Annotated in this window: 17 protein-coding genes; 9 read left to right on the top strand and 8 right to left on the bottom strand. The window is 63.8% G+C overall.

The window, feature by feature from the left end; all coding sequences use genetic code 11:
- Positions 1–387: 387 nt before the first annotated feature.
- The gene (locus tag L0U82_RS14680; RefSeq protein WP_233831897.1) at positions 388–897 is read left to right on the top strand and encodes a flavin reductase family protein; all 510 of its coding nucleotides are present in this window, start codon (positions 388–390) and stop codon (positions 895–897) included.
- A gap of 168 nt (positions 898–1,065) precedes the next feature.
- On the opposite strand, the gene L0U82_RS14685 is transcribed toward L0U82_RS14680, so the two are convergent.
- The gene (locus tag L0U82_RS14685) at positions 1,066–1,578 is read right to left on the bottom strand and encodes an Lrp/AsnC family transcriptional regulator (RefSeq protein ID WP_233831899.1); all 513 of its coding nucleotides are present in this window, start codon (positions 1,576–1,578) and stop codon (positions 1,066–1,068) included.
- 130 nt (positions 1,579–1,708) lie between these two features.
- Between L0U82_RS14685 and kynB the strand changes: the two genes are divergently transcribed.
- The 5 genes from kynB (at position 1,709) to L0U82_RS14710 (ending at position 6,069) form a co-directional block, all read left to right on the top strand.
- Positions 1,709–2,347 (top strand): arylformamidase, encoded by a 639-nt coding sequence (kynB, locus tag L0U82_RS14690; protein WP_233831901.1) that lies wholly within the window; start codon positions 1,709–1,711, stop codon positions 2,345–2,347.
- Between the two features lie 114 nt (positions 2,348–2,461).
- The gene (gene kynU, locus L0U82_RS14695) at positions 2,462–3,712 is read left to right on the top strand and encodes a kynureninase (RefSeq protein ID WP_233831902.1); all 1,251 of its coding nucleotides are present in this window, start codon (positions 2,462–2,464) and stop codon (positions 3,710–3,712) included.
- Between the two features lie 10 nt (positions 3,713–3,722).
- Positions 3,723–4,736, top strand: coding sequence for a tryptophan 2,3-dioxygenase (gene kynA, locus L0U82_RS14700; protein WP_233831903.1), 1,014 nt, complete (start codon positions 3,723–3,725; stop codon positions 4,734–4,736).
- Positions 4,737–4,933: 197 nt separating this feature from the next.
- Complete coding sequence (locus tag L0U82_RS14705; protein WP_233831904.1) at positions 4,934–5,764, top strand: RNase A-like domain-containing protein; 831 nt, start codon at positions 4,934–4,936, stop codon at positions 5,762–5,764.
- Positions 5,765–5,784: 20 nt separating this feature from the next.
- Positions 5,785–6,069 (top strand): contact-dependent growth inhibition system immunity protein, encoded by a 285-nt coding sequence (locus tag L0U82_RS14710; protein ID WP_233831905.1) that lies wholly within the window; start codon positions 5,785–5,787, stop codon positions 6,067–6,069.
- 89 nt (positions 6,070–6,158) lie between these two features.
- Here L0U82_RS14710 and L0U82_RS14715 read toward each other — a convergent pair whose 3' ends face one another.
- The 7 genes from L0U82_RS14715 to L0U82_RS14745 form a co-directional block, all read right to left on the bottom strand.
- Positions 6,159–6,896, bottom strand: coding sequence for an SDR family oxidoreductase (locus L0U82_RS14715; protein WP_233831906.1), 738 nt, complete (start codon positions 6,894–6,896; stop codon positions 6,159–6,161).
- A complete protein-coding gene (locus tag L0U82_RS14720; protein ID WP_233831907.1) occupies positions 6,893–8,437 on the bottom strand; it encodes an FGGY-family carbohydrate kinase in 1,545 nt (514 codons plus the stop codon). The genes L0U82_RS14715 and L0U82_RS14720 overlap by 4 nt, the downstream gene beginning before the upstream one ends.
- A 72-nt stretch (positions 8,438–8,509) precedes the next feature.
- Positions 8,510–9,598: an alcohol dehydrogenase catalytic domain-containing protein gene (locus L0U82_RS14725; RefSeq protein ID WP_233831908.1), complete on the bottom strand. Its 1,089-nt coding sequence runs from the start codon at positions 9,596–9,598 to the stop codon at positions 8,510–8,512.
- 44 nt (positions 9,599–9,642) lie between these two features.
- Positions 9,643–10,650, bottom strand: a complete 1,008-nt coding sequence (locus L0U82_RS14730; RefSeq protein ID WP_233831909.1) for an ABC transporter permease — start codon at positions 10,648–10,650, stop codon at positions 9,643–9,645.
- Positions 10,637–12,157 (bottom strand): sugar ABC transporter ATP-binding protein, encoded by a 1,521-nt coding sequence (locus L0U82_RS14735; protein WP_233831910.1) that lies wholly within the window; start codon positions 12,155–12,157, stop codon positions 10,637–10,639. The genes L0U82_RS14730 and L0U82_RS14735 overlap by 14 nt, the downstream gene beginning before the upstream one ends.
- 85 nt (positions 12,158–12,242) lie before the next feature.
- Complete coding sequence (locus L0U82_RS14740) at positions 12,243–13,118, bottom strand: substrate-binding domain-containing protein (protein WP_233833292.1); 876 nt, start codon at positions 13,116–13,118, stop codon at positions 12,243–12,245.
- Between the two features lie 267 nt (positions 13,119–13,385).
- Positions 13,386–14,363 (bottom strand): AraC family transcriptional regulator, encoded by a 978-nt coding sequence (locus L0U82_RS14745; RefSeq protein WP_233831911.1) that lies wholly within the window; start codon positions 14,361–14,363, stop codon positions 13,386–13,388.
- Between the two features lie 424 nt (positions 14,364–14,787).
- Here L0U82_RS14745 and dalD point away from each other — a divergent pair, with 424 nt between their 5' ends.
- The 3 genes from dalD (at position 14,788) to L0U82_RS14760 (ending at position 18,850) form a co-directional block, all read left to right on the top strand.
- A complete protein-coding gene (gene dalD, locus L0U82_RS14750) occupies positions 14,788–16,200 on the top strand; it encodes a D-arabinitol 4-dehydrogenase (protein WP_233831912.1) in 1,413 nt (470 codons plus the stop codon).
- A 133-nt stretch (positions 16,201–16,333) separates the two neighbouring features.
- Positions 16,334–17,815, top strand: a complete 1,482-nt coding sequence (gene xylB, locus L0U82_RS14755) for a xylulokinase (RefSeq protein WP_233831913.1) — start codon at positions 16,334–16,336, stop codon at positions 17,813–17,815.
- 87 nt (positions 17,816–17,902) lie between these two features.
- Positions 17,903–18,850, top strand: coding sequence for a sugar-binding transcriptional regulator (locus L0U82_RS14760; RefSeq protein ID WP_233831914.1), 948 nt, complete (start codon positions 17,903–17,905; stop codon positions 18,848–18,850).
- Positions 18,851–18,895 lie beyond the last annotated feature (45 nt).

An 18,895-nucleotide genomic window follows, 5' to 3' on the forward strand; every position in this document is an offset into this window, starting at 1 on the left:
TACAGAAGAAAAAACGACCCGGCGGCCAAGCCTTCGAGCCGCCACCAGGTCGGAATATATGGCCGAAAACGCGTCTGAAAAGATCCCGCCGCCGCCCGCGGGCACTATTTCGCAGACGCCTTCGGCGCTGCGTGCCGTGATGATTATCGAGTATAGGAACGCCGGCGCTCGATGGGTGAAGAACAGCGCAGCATACGCAGTGCCTGCGAGGCCGGCATGCCCGCTGAAGCACCGCGGCGGCCGCGCATCGTGCGGCGCGCGCGTCGATTGCAGTTAAAATTGGCGCACATCGACGACTTTCACCATGACTTTCGACTCATCCGCTATCCGCTGCGCGTGCCCTCGCCCGCCGGCTTTTATCCGGCGCGCAATGGGGACCCTGCCCCGATGAAGCATGCGAGCCCACCCAATTTCGACCGGACAGCCTTCAAGCAGGCACTCGGCCAGTTCGCGACCGGCGTCACCGTGATCACGACGCGCGCCGCATCCGGTCAGCTGATCGGCATCACGGCCAGCTCGTTCAATTCGGTATCGCTCGATCCGCCGCTCGTGCTGTGGAGTCTCGCGACGCGCTCGGCATCGATGCCGGTGTTCCGCGCCAACAGTCACTACGTGGTCAATGTGCTGGCCGCGTCGCAGCTCGATCTGTGCAAGCGCTTTGCGACCGTAAAGGGCGACCGCTTCGAAGGCGTGTCGCATGCGGCGGGTGATACCGGCATGCCGGTGCTCGATGGCGCGCTCGCGTGGTTCGAATGTCACAACCGCAGCCGCTACGAGGAAGGCGATCACGTGATCTTCGTCGGCGAAGTGGAGCGCTGCGGCGTGCATGAAAATGCCGCTGAGATTCTGCCGCTGGTGTTTCAGGGCGGCCAGTTCCACGGGCTCAAACCGCTCTGATTCAAGCCGCTCTGACTCGCATGCCGCGCCGATGGGACGCGGCATTTAATGCGGCGCGAGCACGCTAATACGCGCTAACCTTGCGAAGCGGCGCAAGCGGCTCCGGGGGCATAAACAGCAGCGCAATTCACGCAACCCGTCCGGCCGCCACCGCCACCCCGCCCTCCTTCACCGCTCGGTATGCGCGGCCCCGTGTCCGGTTTTCTTCACCAGCGAGACCGGCACGCCTGAATCTTCCTTCAGCGTCTCGAGCACGATGTTCGAACGGATGTCCATCACGCCGGGCGCCTTGTACAGACGGTTCAGCACGAAATCCGAATAGTGCTTGAGGTTGTGCGCCAGAACGCGCAGCAGGTAGTGGGTTTCGCCGGTCACGACGAACGCGCCCACCACTTCCGGCCAGTCGCGCAGCGCCTCGGCAAAGCGCTCGTGCCAGTTCTGCTGATCGTTGCGCATCGATACCTGCACGAACGCCTCGAGTTCGAATCCCAATACTTCGCGATTCAGACAGGCGCGGTAGTGTTCGATGACCCCCTGTTCCTCGAGCAGACGCAGTCGTCGCAGACAGGCCGACGGCGATAGCGAGATGCGCTCCGCGAGGTCGAGATTGCTGATGCGTCCTTCCTGCTGAAGCACCGTCAAGATACGGCAATCGGTGGCGTCGAGCGAGATCGCGTTCATATTCGGTCTCCCTTTCCGGTTTAAATCAAATTATGTTCCAAGACAGGGCGAAGAACGAGATTTTTTCGCAATCACATTTCGTGGCAGGACCACTATTATTTCCAGATAGACACCTTCCGCCGAAACCGCTATGCCAACCCTCTGGGACATCACCCCCGCCGTCGACACCGCCACCCCCGTCTGGCCGGGCGACACGCCGGTCGGTATCGAGCGCATATGGCGCATGGAAGCGGGCTCGCCGGTCAACGTCGCGCGCCTGACGATGTCGCCGCACACCGGCGCGCACACCGACGCGCCGCTTCACTACGACGCCGACGGCGCCGCGATCGGCAACGTGCCGCTCGATACGTACATCGGCTCATGCCGGGTGATTCATTGCATCGGCGCATCGCCTGTTGTGACGCCGCAACACCTGGCCGGCTCGCTCGACGATCTGCCGCCGCGAGTCTTACTGCGCACTTACAGAAATGCGCCGACGCGCGAATGGGACAGCAGCTTCTGCGCGGTCGCGCCCGAGACCATCGATCTACTCGCCGAGCATGGCGTCAGACTGATCGGCATCGATACGCCGTCGCTCGATCCGCAGGAATCGAAGACGATGGATGCGCACCACCGGGTTCGCGCGCACCGCATGGCGATTCTCGAAGGCATCGTGCTCGACGCGGTCGAACCCGGCGACTACGAGCTGATCGCGCTGCCGCTGAAACTGACCACGCTCGATGCGAGCCCGGTGCGCGCGGTGCTACGCGCACTGCCGGCCGCGCGTTGAGCGACGGCGTCGAGATCACGAACCGGCAACGACACACACCAGCGGCACGAATCGCCGCGCCCTGAAAAAACAACCCTCACTCCAGCCATAACGACCACTCCGACCCGACCCACCATGAACCATCGTGACGAAGCTCTGGCGCTCGACAACGCCGACCCGCTGGCAATGCTGCGCGACCAGTTCGCGCTGTCGCCGACCACCATCTATCTCGACGGCAACTCGCTCGGCGTGCCGCCGGCCGCGGCCGCGCAGCGCGCACAGACCGTGATCGCCGCCGAATGGGGCGAAGGCCTGATCCGCAGCTGGAATAGCGCCGGCTGGTACGCGCTGCCGCGCCGCCTCGGCAACAAGCTCGCGCCGCTGATCGGCGCGGCCGAAGACGAAGTCGTGATCACCGACACGATTTCGATCAACCTGTTCAAGCTGCTGTCGGCCGCGCTGCGGCTTGCGAATGCACGCGATCCGAAGCGCCGCGTCATCGTCTCCGAGCGCTCGAATTTCCCGAGCGATCTGTATATCGCGCAGGGGCTGATCGAACAGCTCGACCGCGGCTACGAATTGCGCCTCGTCGACGATCCGTCCGAGCTGCCCGCCGCGATCGGCGACGACACTGCGATCGCGATGCTCACGCACGTGAACTACCGCACCGGCTATATGCACGACATGGCCGCGCTGACGACGCTGATCCACGACAAGGGCGCGCTCGCGCTGTGGGATCTCGCGCACTCGGCGGGCGCGGTGCCGGTCGATCTGAACGGCGTCGGCGCGGACTACGCGGTTGGCTGCACCTACAAGTATCTGAACGGCGGCCCCGGTTCGCCCGCGTTCGTGTGGGTGCCGAAACGCCATCAGGCCGAATTCGCGCAGCCGCTGTCGGGCTGGTGGGGCCATCGCGCGCCGTTCGACATGGACCCGACCTATCAGCCCGATCCGGGCATCGCCCGCTATCTGTGCGGCACGCAGCCGATGGTGTCGATGGCGCTGGTCGAATGCGGGCTCGACGTGTTCCTGCAAACCGATATGCAAGCGGTCCGCGACAAGTCGATCGCGCTCACCGATCTGTTTATCGAACTGGTCGAAACGCGTTGCAGCGAATTTCCGCTCAAGCTCGTGACGCCGCGCGAGCACGCGCAACGCGGTTCGCACGCGAGCTTCGAGCATCCGCACGGCTATGAGGTGATGCAGGCGCTGATCGCGCGCGGCGTGATCGGCGACTATCGCGAGCCTTATGTGCTGCGCTTCGGCTTCACGCCGCTTTATACGCGCTTCGTCGATGTGTGGGATGCCGTCGAAACGCTACGCGACGTGCTCACGCATGAGACATGGCGGGCCCCCGAATTCGCCGCGCGCGGCGCCGTCACCTGAGGAAAGCGGAATGACCGATCACATGCAAACGCCGGGATTGCCGGAAGAGCCGGCCGCGCAGGGCTGTCCGTTCGGCTATGGACAGCAGCCGGCGGCGGCGGCCGCAGCGGGCTCGGCCGCGAAGGCCGCGCCGATTGCTACGGATGCCGCCGCTACGGCAGGTTCGACCGCTACGGCGAGCGACGCTTCCGCCGGAACCGCCGACAGCGGCTGGCACGACGCGCAGCTCGATTTCTCGGAATCGATGAGCTACGGCGATTACCTGTCGCTCGGCAAGGTGCTGGATGCGCAGCATCCGCTGTCGCCGGATCACAACGAGATGCTGTTCATCATCCAGCATCAGACCAGCGAGCTGTGGATGAAGCTCGCGCTCTACGAACTGCGCGCGGCGCTGAAGGCGGTGCATCGCGATGAGCTGCCGCCCGCCTTCAAGATGCTCGCGCGCGTGTCGCGCATCATGGAGCAACTGGTGCAGGCGTGGAGCGTGCTCGCGACGATGACGCCGTCCGAATACACGGCGATGCGTCCATACCTCGGCAGCTCGTCGGGCTTCCAGTCGTATCAGTACCGACAGATCGAATTTCTGCTCGGCAACAAGAACGATCAGATGCTGAAGCCGCACGCGCATCGCGCCGACGTGTACGCCGAAGTGAAGGCCGCGCTCGAAGCGCCGTCGTTCTACGACGAGGTGGTGCGGCTGCTCGCGCGCCGCGGCTTCGCGATTGCGCCGGCGCGACTCGAGCGCGACTGGACCCAGCCGACCGAACACGATGCGTCGGTCGAAGCGGCCTGGCTCGAGGTCTATCGCAACCCGTCCGAGCATTGGGAGCTGTACGAGATGGCCGAGGAACTGGTCGATCTCGAGGATGCGTTCCGGCAGTGGCGCTTCCGGCACGTCACGACGGTGGAACGCATCATCGGCTTCAAGCAGGGCACCGGCGGCACCAGCGGCGCGCCGTATCTGAGGAAGATGCTCGACGTCGTGCTGTTTCCGGAGTTGTGGCATGTGCGCACGATGTTGTAGCGGCTAGCGCGCCTCCAGCAGTTTCGCGGCCTGACGCTGATATCCTGGTGCATGTCAACGTCAGGCCGTGGCTATTCCCGTTTGATGCAGCGCAAGCATCGTGCATCCGGCGACGGGAAATTCGGAGTTATCCGAATCTCAACAGATGATCAGCACGGCAGCATCGGAACCCCATAAAAACAGAAGAGGGTTTCGAGATGTCCGATGCCGATAACGAAGAAGGCGTGAAGGTCGTACTGAGTGCGGCACAACTCGCGGCCGTGCTATCGCGCCAGTCGATCAGCCACACGGAGATGCTTTCCAACCGCCTTTGGGGCGGACTGGCGGTCGTCGGCGGCGTGCTGGAAATGGTCGGTGCGGCTGCGCTCTGCGTTTTGCCGGAGCCGACGATGGCCAGCAAAGCCGGCTGTATTGTGTTCGGGGCACATGGCTCCGATACCGCGGCGGCAGGCCTCCGGCAGTTGTGGACTGGTGGGGACACAGCGACGCTGATCCGGCAGGGCACGACGAAGCTCGCTGAAGTAATGAAGGCGAGCCCTGACATCGCGAACAATATTGGGCTGTCGCTCGATATCGCGGTGCCATTCGGCTTTGCCGGCTCGATCAGGGCAGCACGCGCCGCTCGCATCACGATGGGCAGGATCAATCTGCACATGCATGAGGCGAAGGCAGGCAGCGAGATCGGCGGACATACGCTTCTGAAACATGTGGGGAGAACTGAGGCTCAGTTGCGCGAGAGGCTCAGGTTGGAGCCGGGGAGGACCGTAGTATCGTCCTTCATCAATCTTGAGCAGGCGGAGTGGGCTATATCGGAAACAATGCGCGCAAATGCATCGAAAATTCACGCATGGACAAGAGCACCAAGACGAACTCTGACGCTGGAAAAAGACGTTGGGAGAAAAGTGGGCTATGCGTTGGTCAGGAAAACCGACGCGTTGGCGGATTGCAGTAAGGTGAAGGTCATCTTGAAGTACGGGACGCATAACGGGATGCCGTACTACATTCTCACGGCTATGGTCGAACACTGACTTCGCACGGATAGTGATCTATGAATTACGAAAACTTGTATCAACTGATTTGTGGCCGCTTCCATGAAGATTTCGACCTGTTTGGAAACACAATCGAAGAACTGGTGTTGTCGTTTACACGCGAATGTACACCGGAGGAGATTAATGCGACGGTGACCGACATAGACCGATTCAAGGGCGATCACGCCGGAAATCTTGACACCGCCTTCGAAGAACAATTCGGCCGGCAGTTCGATCCGACACTGTGGGGGCACACCACGGAATCGTTTCTTGACGAGCTGAAGCGTCTTCTTCTGAGCGAGTAGACTGCGCTTCCTCCGAGCGACTAACCCCACGCCGTTTGGCAAGCTTCCATCTACTTCCATTTCACCTGCCAACCAACGGCGGCCGCCTCCTACCGCGCCGTATACCCCCCATCGATCGGCAGGCAAACACCGCTGATCATCGACGCCGCATCGCTCAGCAAAAACAGGATCGGTGCGGCCACTTCCGCGGGCTCGGCAAACCGCCTGAGCGGAATCGCCTGCAAAGCCGGATCGCGTTTCGCGGGATCACTCCACGCGTGCACAGCCATCGGCGTCAGCGTAACGGTCGGGTTCACGCTGTTCACGCGAATCCCGCTCGGCCCCAGCTCGATGCATAGCGCGCGCGTGACCGCATCGAGCGCGGCCTTCGACGCCGAATAGCTCAGATGCTCGTCGAGCGCGACGAGCGCCGCCTGGCTCGATACGTTGACGATGCTGCCCGTGCGCCGCGCATCGAGCATCGCGCGCGCGGCATGCTTCGCGACCAGTACCGCGCCGCGCGTATTGACCGCCATCACGCGGTCGAAGCTCGCGGCCGTCGTATCGACCGCGCGTTCGAGCAACGCGATGCCCGCGCAATTGACCAACCCATCGAACGGATCGAGCGATGAAAACGCTTCGTCGATCGCCGCTTCGTCGCTGACGTCGAGCATCAGCGGCTCGCAGCCGGTTTCCTCGGCGAGGCGCGCGAGTTCGTTCACGTTGCGCGCCGCCGCGACGACCGACGCGCCGCTTGCACACAGCGCTTCGACCGTCGCACGGCCGATACCGCTGGACGCACCCGTCACCAGAATCGAGCGACCGGAAAAATCGAAAGTGACGTTCATGATGATTGCAACCGATGCATGACCGGCTTCAACGCCGGATAGAGATCCGTGTACACGCCGAAGCATCGTTCGTATAACGCCATGCGCTGTGCGTCCGGTTGCGCGCGTTCGACCAGCGTGACCCAGCCACCCTGCGCGGCTTCGCGCGAGATCAGTCCGACACCGAACGCCGCGAGCAGCGCGGCGCCCATCGCGGCCTCGACGTCCTGTTCGATCGTGTAGACCGGATAACCGGTGACATCCGCGATGATCTGCATCCACAGGTCCGAATGCGCGGCGCCGCCGACCACGATCAGCTTGTCGTTGAGCGACGGCGCGCCTTTGCGGCCCGCCTCGATGTTGTGCTTCAGCGCGAACGACACGCCTTCCAGCACCGCGCGATACAGATGCGCGCGCGTATGAAAAAGGCTCAAGCCGACGAACGCGCCGCTCGCTTTCGCATCCCACACCGGACTGCGCTCGCCCATCAGATACGGCAGAAACAGCACGCCATCGGAGCCCGCAGGCACCTTCGCGGCCGACTCTTCGAGCAGCCGATGCGGATCGCCGTGCGGCATCGCGCGCGCGGCTTCGATCTCCGCATGACAGAACTGCTCGCGAAACCACGCCACCGATGCCCCGGCGGTAATCGCGCCGCCGAACACATACAGGTCGTGTTGGCCGTTGAACACATGCGGCATGCTGACGAGGCCATGCCGCGCGTCGACATGCTGATTGATATAGCCCCAGCACATGCTGGTGCCGATCATCGCGACGTGCTGACCCGCGCGCGTGACGCCGGCCGCGAACGTCGCCACCGCCGCATCGACGCCGCCCGCGACGATCGCGGTGCCGGCGTCGAGCCCGAGCTGCGCGGTCCATTGCGATAGCAAGCCGCCCACCACGTCCGACGATTCAACCAGGCGCTCGGGCATCATCGTCGCGGGAATGCCGAGCATGTCGAGCGCTTCGTCCGACCAGTCGCGCTTTGCGATGTCGTACACACCACCGATATTGCCGGCCGCACTATGATCGACCGCCACCTCGCCGGTCAGCAGGTAGATCACGTACGCGTTCGGCGGCAGGAAATAGCGCGTATGTGCCCATACGTCGGGCTCGTTTTCGCGCAGCCACAACATCTTCGTGTAGCCGTAGTAGCTGTCCACGCCATTGCCAGTGATCGTACAGAGTCGTTCGACATCGATGTGCTCGCGCACCCAGTCGACCTGCGCGGTCGCGCGCCGGTCCATCCAGATCAGACACGGTGCGAGTGGCCGCATGTCGCTGTCGACCGGAATGCCCGAGCCGCCGTACAGGCTGCTCACGCACAGCGCCTTGATCGAACTCGCGGCGACGCCGGCTGCTTTCGCGTCGCTCACACAGGCAGCCACGCACTCGACCACCGCCTTGACCCACACCGCGGGCCATTGTTCGGCCCACAGCGGCTTTGGCGTATCGGGTTGATAGCTCGACGCGTGCTGCGCGACGATCGCGCCGTGCTGATCGACCAGTAGCGCCTTCGTGCTCTGCGTGCCGATATCGACGCCGATGACGTAGTTCATAGAGTCTCCGTTGACAGCTGATGCGTGAAATCCGCAGCAGATTCGCACACGCGACGTTCACACCCGCACGCGTCACCCACGCGGCTTCAGCAGCACCTTGATCGAATCGAGCGAATTCGCGATGCGGATCGCGTCGTCCCATTCTTCCAGCGAAAAGCCATGCGTGACGATGCCCTTCGACGTGACGAGCCCGCGCGCCAGCAGATCGATCGCGATCGGATAGCAGTAAGGCCCCAGATGCGCGCCGCGCACGTCCAGTTCCTTGCGATCGCCGATCACCGACCAGTCGAGCGTGGTATCGGCACCGAACACCGAGAATTCGACGAAGCGCCCGAGCTTGCGGATCAGGTCCATCCCCTGATTGACGCCGATCGGCGCACCGGTCGTTTCAATATAGACGTCGCAGCCGTAGCCGTCAGTCAGCGATCGGATGATCGCGAGCGCGTCATCCTTCTGAGGATTGATCGTCACGTCGGCGCCGTATTCGCGCGCGAGTGCCAACCGTTCTTCGACGAGATCGATCACGACCAGCTTCTTCGGCGTTTTCAGATGCGCGACCTGCGTCATCATCAGACCGAGCGGACCCGCGCCCGCGATCACGACCACGTCGTCCAGCTGCAGATCGCCACGATTGACCGTATGAATCGCGCACGCGAGCGGCTCGATGATCGCCGCGTCTTCGAGTGAAATGCCGTCGGGAATCTTGTGGACGATCGCGGTCGGCGGAATGCGCATGTATTCGGCCATGCCGCCGTCCGCGACTTCGCGCTGGAAGCCGAAGATGTTGTGCACTTCGCACATCCAGTACTGGCCGGATTTGCAATAGCGGCACTTGCCGCACGGCACGATCTGCTCGGCGATCACGCGCTCGCCTTTCTTCACACCGAAGTGTTCGGCCGCCCCTTCGCCGAGTTCTTCGACATAGCCGAAGAATTCATGGCCAGGAATCACCGGTGCTTTGACCCACGGGCTCGGGCCGCCCCAGAACATCTTCGCGCCCGAATGACATTTGCAATCGCTCGCGCAGATGCCGCACGCGGCGATGCGGATCACGAGTTCATGCGCGCGGGCGCTGGGCTTTTTCACCTGTTCGACGCGATAGTCCTTCGGCGCATGACAGACGATGGCGGTCATGTTCTGCTTGTCTGTTTGAGTCGTCATTGCATGGTCCTGCCAGATAGAGGGTGAGAGAGTGTTGGGGAGAGTTACTTTCTGCGGTCGCGGCTGATGTAGATCGCAAGCAGAATGATTCCGCCCTTGATCACGTTCTGTACGTAGGGATTCACGCCGACCATGTTCAGGCCGTTGTTCAGCACGCCGAGCAGCAGCGCGCCGATCAACGTGCCGAGGATCGAACCGCGGCCGCCGGAAATCGACGTGCCGCCCATCACGACGGCGGCGATCGCATCGAGCTCGAAGCCGACACCGGCGTTCGGCTGACCGCTCATCAGCCGCGCGGTCAGCACGATCGCCGCAAACGCGGAAGTCAGGCCCGCGAGCGTGTAGACCAGCAGCTTCACGCGCGCGACGCGCACGCCGGAGAGCCGGGTCGCCTGTTCGTTGCCGCCGATCGCGTACACGTAGCGCCCGAACGGCATCCGTTCGAGCAGCACCCACGCGATCGCATAGACCACCACCATGATCACGACCGGCGCCTGGATGCCGAGAATCTTGCCGCTGCCGAAGAAACCGACCCAGTCGGGCAGCCCGTCGATCGGATAGCCGCCCGTGTAGATCAGCGCGAGACCGCGCGCGATGCCCATCGTCGCGAGCGTGACGATGATCGGCGGCATGCCGGCGAACGCGACGAAAAAGCCATTGGCCGCGCCGAAGCCGAGACCGATTGCAATGCCGACCGCGAGCGCGGCCACCGCGTTGATGCCGGCCACCATCAAGCCGGCCGCGAGCGTGCCCGACAGCGCCATCACCGAGCCGACCGACAGATCGATGCCGCCGGTCAGGATCACGCAGGTCATGCCGACCGCGATGATCGCGTTGATCGACACCTGGCGCAGCACGTTCTCGATGTTCGCCGCGGACAGAAAGCTGTCGCTCGCGAACACCATCACGATGCACACGACCAGCAAACCGACGAACGGATAGAACAGCGTCGAGCGTTTTATCGCGGACCAGCTGAAGCGCACCGGCGCGCCCGGCGTATCGCTCGTGACGGTGGACGTTTTCGGCGGCGAAGAAGGATTAGGCGTGTTCATGATTGGCTCCGAGCGAACCGGCGGTCGCATAGGTCATCACGGCGTTCGATTCGATCGCGTCGCCTTCGAGCATCGCTTCGATGCGGCCCTGCCGGAATACGGCGACGCGGTCGCACATGCCGACGATCTCCGGCAACTCGGACGAGATCATGATGATCGAGTAGCCGCGCGCGGTCAGTTCGCGCATCAGCAGATAGATTTCGGCCTTCGCGCCGACGTCGATGCCGCGCGTCGGTTCGTCGAAGATCAGGATGTTGGTGTGGTGATTGAGCCAGCGCGCGATCACGACCTTTTGCTGGTTGCCGCCCGATAGCGTCGCGACTTCGGTGTGCATCGTCGGCGCCTTCACGCCGACGCGCTTCATGATGTCGGCGGTCGCCCGTGCCTCGCCGCGCTGGTCGATAAAGAAGCGTAGCGAGCGGTACTTGCCGAGGTTGTTGATCGAGATGTTCTGCTTGATCGAGAAGTCGATGATCAGCCCTTCGGTCTTGCGGCTCTCCGGCAAAATGCCGACCCCCGCGCGCAACGCATCGGCCGGATCGGCGAGTTTCGCCGCCGCGCCGTTCACGCGAATCTCCTTCACGTACGCGCGATCGGCACCGATCACCGCGAGCGCGGTCTCGGTGCGTCCCGAGCCGACCAGTCCCGCAAAGCCGAGAATTTCGCCTTCGCGCAGCGTAAAGCTCAATTCAGGGCTGTCCTTGAACAGCTGCAGCCGCACGACGTCGAGCACGATCTTCGCATCGGCGCGAAGCGTCGGCTTCGGCGGAAAGCTGCTTTCGATGCGGCGCCCGACCATCATCTGCACGAGCCGGCTCACGTCCGATTGCGCGACCTCGGTCATGCCGACGTACTGGCCGTCGCGCAGCACCGTGATCCGGTCGCACACCTCGAAAATCTCTTCGAGGTGATGCGAGATGAAGATCATCGCAACACCCTGCTGCTTCAGCTCACGCATGATCGTGAACAGATGCGCGGCTTCGGCCGGTGTCAGCGTCGCGGTCGGCTCGTCGAGAATCAGCACGCGCGCATCGAGCGACAACGCCTTGCCGATTTCGACGAACTGCTGCTGCGCGACGGAGAGTTCCCGAATCGGCACCGACAGATCGATCGCGACACCGAGCCGCGCGAAAATCGCCGCGGCCGCGCGCCGCATCTTCGTGCGCTCCAGCATGCCGAAGCGGGTCCGCATTTCGCGGCCGAGAAACATGTTCTCCACCGCGTTCAGATACGGAATCAGGCTGAATTCCTGAAACACGATACCGACGCCCGCGGCCACCGCATCGTGATAGTTGGCGAAATGGCGCTGCTCGCCGTCGAGCGTGATCGTGCCTTCGTCGGGCTGGTAGATGCCGCACAGAATCTTCATCAGCGTCGACTTTCCCGCGCCGTTCTCGCCGAGCAGCGCGTGAATCTCGCCGCGCGCGATATCGAGGTGAATGCCCTGCAGCGCCTTCACGCCGGGAAAGCTTTTGCTGATGTTGTCGAGCTTGAGGATCGTGTCCATCGCGTGTTCCTGTCGCGGGTCGCATGGCAAGTTGCCGTGTGCATCTTTCGCACACGGCAAGCGCCACACCCACCCGCATGCGCCTTTACCAGCTGAAGCCCTTCGCGTTGCTCTTGTCGATCATCTTCACGTCGACCGGAATCGCCTTCGGCACATTGGCACCCCACTTCTTCGCGAGCGCGACACCCAGCGCGATGCGCACCTGGTCGGCCGGGAATTGCGCGGACGTCTCGACGAATTTCGAGTTCGGCTTCTCGATCGCGGCGATCGCTTCCGGCGCGCCGTCGACACTGGTCAGCTTGATGTCCTTGCCCGACGATTCGATCGCCGACAGCGCGCCCATCGAGCCGCCGTCGTTGACGCTGAATACGCCCTTCAGGTTCGGATGCGCCTGAATCATGTTCTCGGTGACGGACAGCGCGGTCGCGCGTTCCTGCTTGCCGTTCTGCGTGTCGACCAGCTTCACGCCCGGCGATTTCGCGAGCGCCGCCTTGCAGCCGCGCACGCGTTCGAGAATCGGCACGACCGGAATGCCGTCGAGAATCGCCACCTCGCCGCTGCCGCCGATCGACTTCGCCAGGTATTCGCAGGCCATCATGCCCGCGTCGTAGTTCTTCGAGCCGACGAACGAATCGACCGGACCGTTTGCATTCGCATCGACCGCGACGACCACCACGCCGGCCTTCTTCGCCGACGTCACCGCCGACTGGATGCCGGTCGAATCGGTCGGATTGACGAGCAGGATGTCGATCTTCTTCTGCAGCATGTCCTCGACGTCGCTGACCTGCTTGCTGACGTCGTGATGCGCATCGGTGACGACCACCGTCGCGCCGACCGATGCGGCCGCATCGTTCAACGCCTTTTGCATCGTTACGAAATACGGGTTGTTCAGCTCCTGGAAGGTCATGCCGATTTTCAGCGGCGCGGCCTGCGCGGCTTGCGCACTTTGCGCGACCGACATCGCGACGAGCGACAGACCGAACGCGAGCGCGGCGGCGTGGCGCGCGAACGTGCGCGGTGAAGCCGGCTGTCGGGAGGACTTCAACGCGAACTGGCAAGCGGGATCAAAAGCAGACTGAGAGCCAGGCTGAAAACAAGGCAGAAAAGCGGATTCCTTCTTCATGGTTGTCTCCTTTTTTTGAAGTGAGCACGCCCGTCGCGCCGTGTGCGCACGGCGCGATGCGTGTTGAAACGCGAGTGGACTCGATCAGCGGACTACATAACCCGGCTAAGTGAGCGGATAAGCGACGCCGCTACGCGGCAATCCCGGCGCCAGCACAATCGATGGCGCGTTGTCGATGCCCCTGCCATGTGCGGCCGCCTCCTCGGAAGCATCGCGGCTTGCATCGTTCAGTTGCTGGTAGCGGCGGAATGTCGACGGCGCCATACCCTTCACCGCGAGAAACTGCCGGTTGAAATTCGACAGGTTGTTGAAACCCGCCTTGAAGCAGATGTCGGTCACGCTCAGCGCGTCGTCGGTCAGCAACTGGCACGCGAGATTGATGCGCATCCGGTTCACGTACTGCACGAACGGCAGCCCGGTGTGGCGGCGGAAATAACGCGAAAACGCGCTGACGCTCTGTCCGGCCAGTTGCGCGAGTTCGGATTCGCGCAACTCGTTGGCGAGGTTCTTGCCGATATACGCGAGCACATGATTGATGCGCGTCGCCGAGAAGCTGGTCGGATCGGCCTGGTACGCGGGGCTCGCGAGCGTGTCGCGATCCTGCGCGTTCATCAGGATCTCGAGCATCGACATGAATAGCACGAGGCGGCGCAGTCCGCGCGCCGCGAGCAGTTCGAGAAAGAGCGGCTGGATCCGCGCGGAGGTCTGCGAGCCGAACGACAATCCGCGGCGCGAGTCGGCGAGCAACGCATCGACCTGACGCCACTCCGGAAAGCTGTCGAAGCAGTTCGACACGAACTCCTGACCGAATTGCACGACCAGATTGCGTTGCGCGACGCTCTCGCCCTCGGGCACGTCGCTGACCCAGTTGTGCGGCAGGTTCGGGCCCATCAGCACCAGGTTGCCGGGCGCGAAGCTGCCGATGTGATCGCCGACGAACATCTTGCCGGTGGTCGCGACGATCAGATGAATCTCGTATTCGGGGTGAAAGTGCCAGCGCACCGTGCGATACGGGTAGCCATGCGACCACACCTTGAACGATTCGTCGTGGCGTACCGCCACGATTTCGAGATCAGGTTCCACTGTCTGCCTCCATGAGGCGGTTCGCGTGCTGGCCGATGACTTATGACCGATACGCGCGCCGCCAGACTTGATCTTGTACAGCGAAAAGTAACCGCCAAACGCGCCGGCCACCACTCGAAAAGAGACCGCGGATCGATACTTTTTTGCATTCGGGTTAGTCCTGAGGCCGGCGAAGTCAAATTTGATGCAATGCAAAACCGGGCATCGAGCCCTTCGTGCCGCTTCGGGATGCGTACGTTGCGGCGTCTCGCGATAGCACGCCGGCACCCGCTCGCGCGATGCCGCGCCGCGTCACGAAAACTCCGCGCCGTCGCCTTGACTTTCGCTCCAGCGGGTACGATCATTCGCTCACATGCAGAGCAAATGCTCTACCCTGTATAACGCGCGCTTCGAGCCGCGGAAGATTGGAACCACGGAGACGTACATGAACAGCGGGCAAGGCAGCGGCGCGGCCGCACACGTGATCCTGCATATCGGCGCGGGGTCGTTTCATCGCGCGCATCAGGCGTGGTATCTGCATCGGCTCAACGAAGCGAAAGCCGCGGGCGAGCCGCACTGGTCGCTGACGGTCGGCAATATCCGTGGCGACATGAACGCGGTGCTCGACGCGCTCGCCGCGCAGAACGGCGTCTATACGCTCGAAACCGTGACGCCGAAAGGCGAGCGCGCATACGAGACGATCCGCTCGATCGAGCGCGTGCTGCCGTGGAGCGAAAGCCTCGACGGGCTGATCGAGGCCGGCGCCGATCCGGCCTGCAAGATCATCGCGTTCACGGTGACCGAAGGCGGCTATTACCTCGACGAGCACGACCGGCTCGACCTCGCGAACCCGGACCTCGCCGCCGATCTCGCCGGCGGCCATACGACGATCTACGGCGCGCTCGCGGCGATTCTCGATGCACGCATGAAACGCGGCGCGGGCGCCGTCACGCTGCAGACCTGCGACAACCTGCGCAGTAACGGCGAGCGCTTTCACGCGGGAATGAGCGAGTTTCTGCAGCGACGCGGCGCGAAGGATCTCGCGCAATGGTTCGACGCCAACACGTCGTGCCCATGCTCGATGGTCGATCGCATTACGCCGCGTCCGACGCCCGATGTGCGCGAGCGCGTGAAGGCCGCAACCGGCGTCGACGACGCGAGCCCGGTGATGGGCGAGGCCTTCATCCAGTGGGTCATCGAAGACCGTTTCGTCGCCGGACGGCCGGCCTGGGAGAAGGCCGGCGCGGAAATGGTCGAGTCGGTGCTGCCCTATGAGGAAGCGAAAATCCGCATCCTGAACGCGCCGCATAGCTGCATCGCGTGGGCGGGCACGCTGGTGGGCCTGAACTACATCCACGAAGGCACACTCGATGACGACATCCGCCAGTTCGCGTACGACTACGTGACCGAGGACGTGATTCCGTGTCTGAGCCCGAGTCCGCTCGATCTCGAACGTTATCGCGACGTGGTGCTCGAGCGCTTCAGCAATCCGCATATCCTCGATACGAATCAGCGTGTCGCCGCCGACGGCTTTTCGAAACTGCCCGGCTTCATCGCGCCGACGCTCGCCGAGTGCTTCGAGCGCGGCGTCACGCCGGCTGCGACCGCGGTGCTGCCCGCGCTGTTCTTCCGCTTTCTCGAACGCTGGCACACCGGCAAGCTGCCGTATGCGTATCAGGACGGCGTGATGGACGAGCGCGTCGCGCACGGCTTTTTCACCGCGCCCGATCCGCTGCGCGCATTCGCCGCCGACAAACTGCTGTGGGGCCGCATGGCGCAAACGCCCGAACTCGAAGCAGCGCTCGCCGGCGCGCTCGCGCGAGTCGACGCATGGCTCGCGAAACGCGGCGCGGCCTGAACCGCTGACGGACTCCACTTTGATCCGCGTCGGGTCGATTTGATTCACACGTGCTGCCAGGCTTAATGCTCATGACAGCGCCCGCGATGTGCGGCTAAAGTAGCGCATCCCCAACGACGAAGGTTTCGCGCCCATGTACTTAGGCATCGACCTCGGCACGTCCGAAGTAAAAGTTCTGCTGCTCGCTTCCGACGGACGCGTGATCGGCACCGCGGGCTCTCCGTTTACCGTTTCGCGGCCGCATCAGCGCTGGGCCGAGCAGAATCCCGAGGACTGGTGGGCGGGCACGCGCGAGGCGCTCGCCGCATTGCGCGCGCGTCACCCGGACGAATTCGCGCAGATTCGCGGCATCGGCCTGTCCGGGCAGATGCACGGCGCGGTACTGCTCGATGCACAGGACCGCGTGCTGCGGCCAGCGATCCTGTGGAACGACATGCGCAGCGACAAGGAATGCGCGGAGCTGACCGAGCGCGCGCCGGAGTTGCACAGCGTTGCCGGCAATCTGGCGATGCCCGGTTTCACCGCGCCGAAGCTGCTATGGGTTGCTCGTCACGAACCGGATATCTTTGCGCGCACCGCCTGCGTGCTGCTGCCGAAAGATTATTTGCGCCTGCAACTGACCGGCGGCAAGGTGTCCGATCCATCGGATGCGGCCGGCACGCTGTGGCTCGATGTCGCGAAGCGCGACTGGTCCGACGCGCTGCTGGCCGCCTGCAACATGACGCGCGCGCAGATGCCCGCGCTGCGCGAGGGCAGCGCACCGGCCGGCACGCTGCTGCCCGCGCTCGCACGCGAATTCGGCCTGAGCGAGGACGTGATCGTCGCGGCCGGCGGCGGCGACAACGCGACCAGCGCGATCGGCATCGGCGCGACGCAGCCGGGCGACGGCTTCGTGTCGCTCGGCACGTCGGGCGTGCTGTGCGTGGTCGGCGACAGCTTCCGGCCGAATCCGGCCTCGGCCGTGCACGCGTTCTGTCATGCGATTCCGGATCGCTGGCATCAGATGAGCGTGGTGCTGTCGGCGGCAAGCTGTCTGCGCTGGGTCTGCAAGCTGACGTCCACCGACGAGCCGACGCTGCTCGCCGAAATCGATGCACTGCCCGCCGATGCGCTCGCGACCGCGCCGCTCTTTTTGCCGTATCTGTCGGGCGAACGGACGCCGCATAACGACCCGTACGCGCAAGGCGTGTTCTTCGGCATGAACCACGCGACCGATCGCGCGCTGCTCGGCTATGCGGTGCTCGAAGGCGTGACGCTCGCGCTCACCGACGGGCTCGATGCACTGCGCGCGGCCGGCACCGAGGCCAAGGTGCTGTCGCTGCTCGGCGGCGGCGCACGCAGCGATTACTGGGCGCAACTGCTCGCCGATGCACTCGATACGACCACGGTCAAACACGGCGGCGGCGAGACCGGCGCGGCGCTCGGTGCCGCGCGGCTCGGCTGGCTCGCCGCGGGTGGCGATCCGGCCACGGTGCTGACCAAGCCGCCCGTCGAAAAGGAGTTCACGCCGAATCCGCGCCGCCACGCGGAACTGCGCACGCGGCTCGAAGCGTATCGCGCGCTGTATCGCCATGTACGGCCGCTGTTCGATCCCGCGCGCACGCCGCTCGCCTGAGCGCACAAGCGTGGCTGGCCTGTGCTCGCGCACCTGCCAGCCGCTTTCATCGGCACACATCAAGTAAAACTCGAGCGAACCGTCATCGTGCCTAGGTCAACAGAAAAACTCGATCTCGCCACGCGCGCCGCGTGGCTTTACTACGTGGCGGGCAATACGCAAAACGAAATCGCCGAAAAGCTGCAGGTGTCGCGGCCGGTCGCGCAGCGGCTCGTCGCATTCGCGGTTGAAAAGAACCTGATCCGCGTGCGCGTCGATCACAAGCTCGCCGATTGCCTGTCGCTCGCCGATCAATTGTCGAAGCGTTATGGCCTCTCCATGTGCGAAATCGTGCCGATCGACGGCGACACTCCCGAACAACTCGATCGCAAACTCGCGGTGGCCGGCGCGCAGGTGATGGAGCGCTATCTGATCGAGGAAAAGCCGATGGTCGTCGCGGTCAGCAGCGGCCGCACGCTGAAGGCCGCGGTCGATCAGATCGCCCAGCTCGATCGTCCGCAGCATCGGCTGGTCTCGATGGTCGGCGCGATCGCGCAGGACGGCTCGTCGAACCGCTACGACGTCGCGCTGCATATTTCCGAGAAGACCGGCGGCAAGCATTTTCTGTTGCCCGCGCCGCTGCTCGCCGATAGCGAGGCCGAGCGCGCGCAGTGGTGCAACCATCGCCTCTACCGGATTGTCGAGTCGCTGTCCGCGCAGGCGGATGTCGCGTTCGTCGGCATCGGCAATATCGGCATGACCTGTCCGTTGCACGAAGACGGCTTCATCACCGAAAACGAAGTGAACGAGCTGGTGGAAAACGGCGCGATCGCCGAAATGCTCGGTCTGCCGATCGATGCGGCCGGCGCGCCCGTCGAATCGCCGACCGGCCGGCGCGTGACGAGCATTGCACTCGATGCGCCGCCGCGCCGCCCGACGATCGGGTTCGCCGGTGGGCAGCGCAAGCGGGAGGCGTTGATCGCGGTGCTTAAAGGTGGGTGGTTGTCGGGGCTTGTGACCGATGAGGTGTGCGCGCGGGCGGCGTTGGAGGCATAGCGTGATGCGCCGGCGCAGTCGCATTGAGTCGTTCAGTTCGGCAAA

Source organism: Paraburkholderia sp. ZP32-5 (assembly GCF_021390495.1).
In the GTDB taxonomy this organism is placed as follows: domain Bacteria; phylum Pseudomonadota; class Gammaproteobacteria; order Burkholderiales; family Burkholderiaceae; genus Paraburkholderia.

Excerpts from the sequence above, each read along its gene's own strand:
- kynB (WP_233831901.1), top strand. The coding sequence starts at position 1,709 with ATGCCAACCCTCTGGGACATCACCCCCGCCGTCGACACCGCCACCCCC.
- L0U82_RS14735 (WP_233831910.1), bottom strand. The coding sequence starts at position 12,157 with ATGGACACGATCCTCAAGCTCGACAACATCAGCAAAAGCTTTCCCGGC.
- L0U82_RS14710 (WP_233831905.1), top strand. The coding sequence starts at position 5,785 with ATGAATTACGAAAACTTGTATCAACTGATTTGTGGCCGCTTCCATGAA.
- L0U82_RS14685 (WP_233831899.1), bottom strand. The coding sequence starts at position 1,578 with ATGAACGCGATCTCGCTCGACGCCACCGATTGCCGTATCTTGACGGTG.
- L0U82_RS14730 (WP_233831909.1), bottom strand. The coding sequence starts at position 10,650 with ATGAACACGCCTAATCCTTCTTCGCCGCCGAAAACGTCCACCGTCACG.
- kynA (WP_233831903.1), top strand. The coding sequence starts at position 3,723 with ATGACCGATCACATGCAAACGCCGGGATTGCCGGAAGAGCCGGCCGCG.
- L0U82_RS14680 (WP_233831897.1), top strand. The coding sequence starts at position 388 with ATGAAGCATGCGAGCCCACCCAATTTCGACCGGACAGCCTTCAAGCAG.
- xylB (WP_233831913.1), top strand. The coding sequence starts at position 16,334 with ATGTACTTAGGCATCGACCTCGGCACGTCCGAAGTAAAAGTTCTGCTG.
- L0U82_RS14740 (WP_233833292.1), bottom strand. The coding sequence starts at position 13,118 with ATGTCGGTCGCGCAAAGTGCGCAAGCCGCGCAGGCCGCGCCGCTGAAA.
- L0U82_RS14715 (WP_233831906.1), bottom strand. The coding sequence starts at position 6,896 with ATGAACGTCACTTTCGATTTTTCCGGTCGCTCGATTCTGGTGACGGGT.
- L0U82_RS14705 (WP_233831904.1), top strand. The coding sequence starts at position 4,934 with ATGTCCGATGCCGATAACGAAGAAGGCGTGAAGGTCGTACTGAGTGCG.
- L0U82_RS14720 (WP_233831907.1), bottom strand. The coding sequence starts at position 8,437 with ATGAACTACGTCATCGGCGTCGATATCGGCACGCAGAGCACGAAGGCG.
- L0U82_RS14725 (WP_233831908.1), bottom strand. The coding sequence starts at position 9,598 with ATGACGACTCAAACAGACAAGCAGAACATGACCGCCATCGTCTGTCAT.
- dalD (WP_233831912.1), top strand. The coding sequence starts at position 14,788 with ATGAACAGCGGGCAAGGCAGCGGCGCGGCCGCACACGTGATCCTGCAT.
- kynU (WP_233831902.1), top strand. The coding sequence starts at position 2,462 with ATGAACCATCGTGACGAAGCTCTGGCGCTCGACAACGCCGACCCGCTG.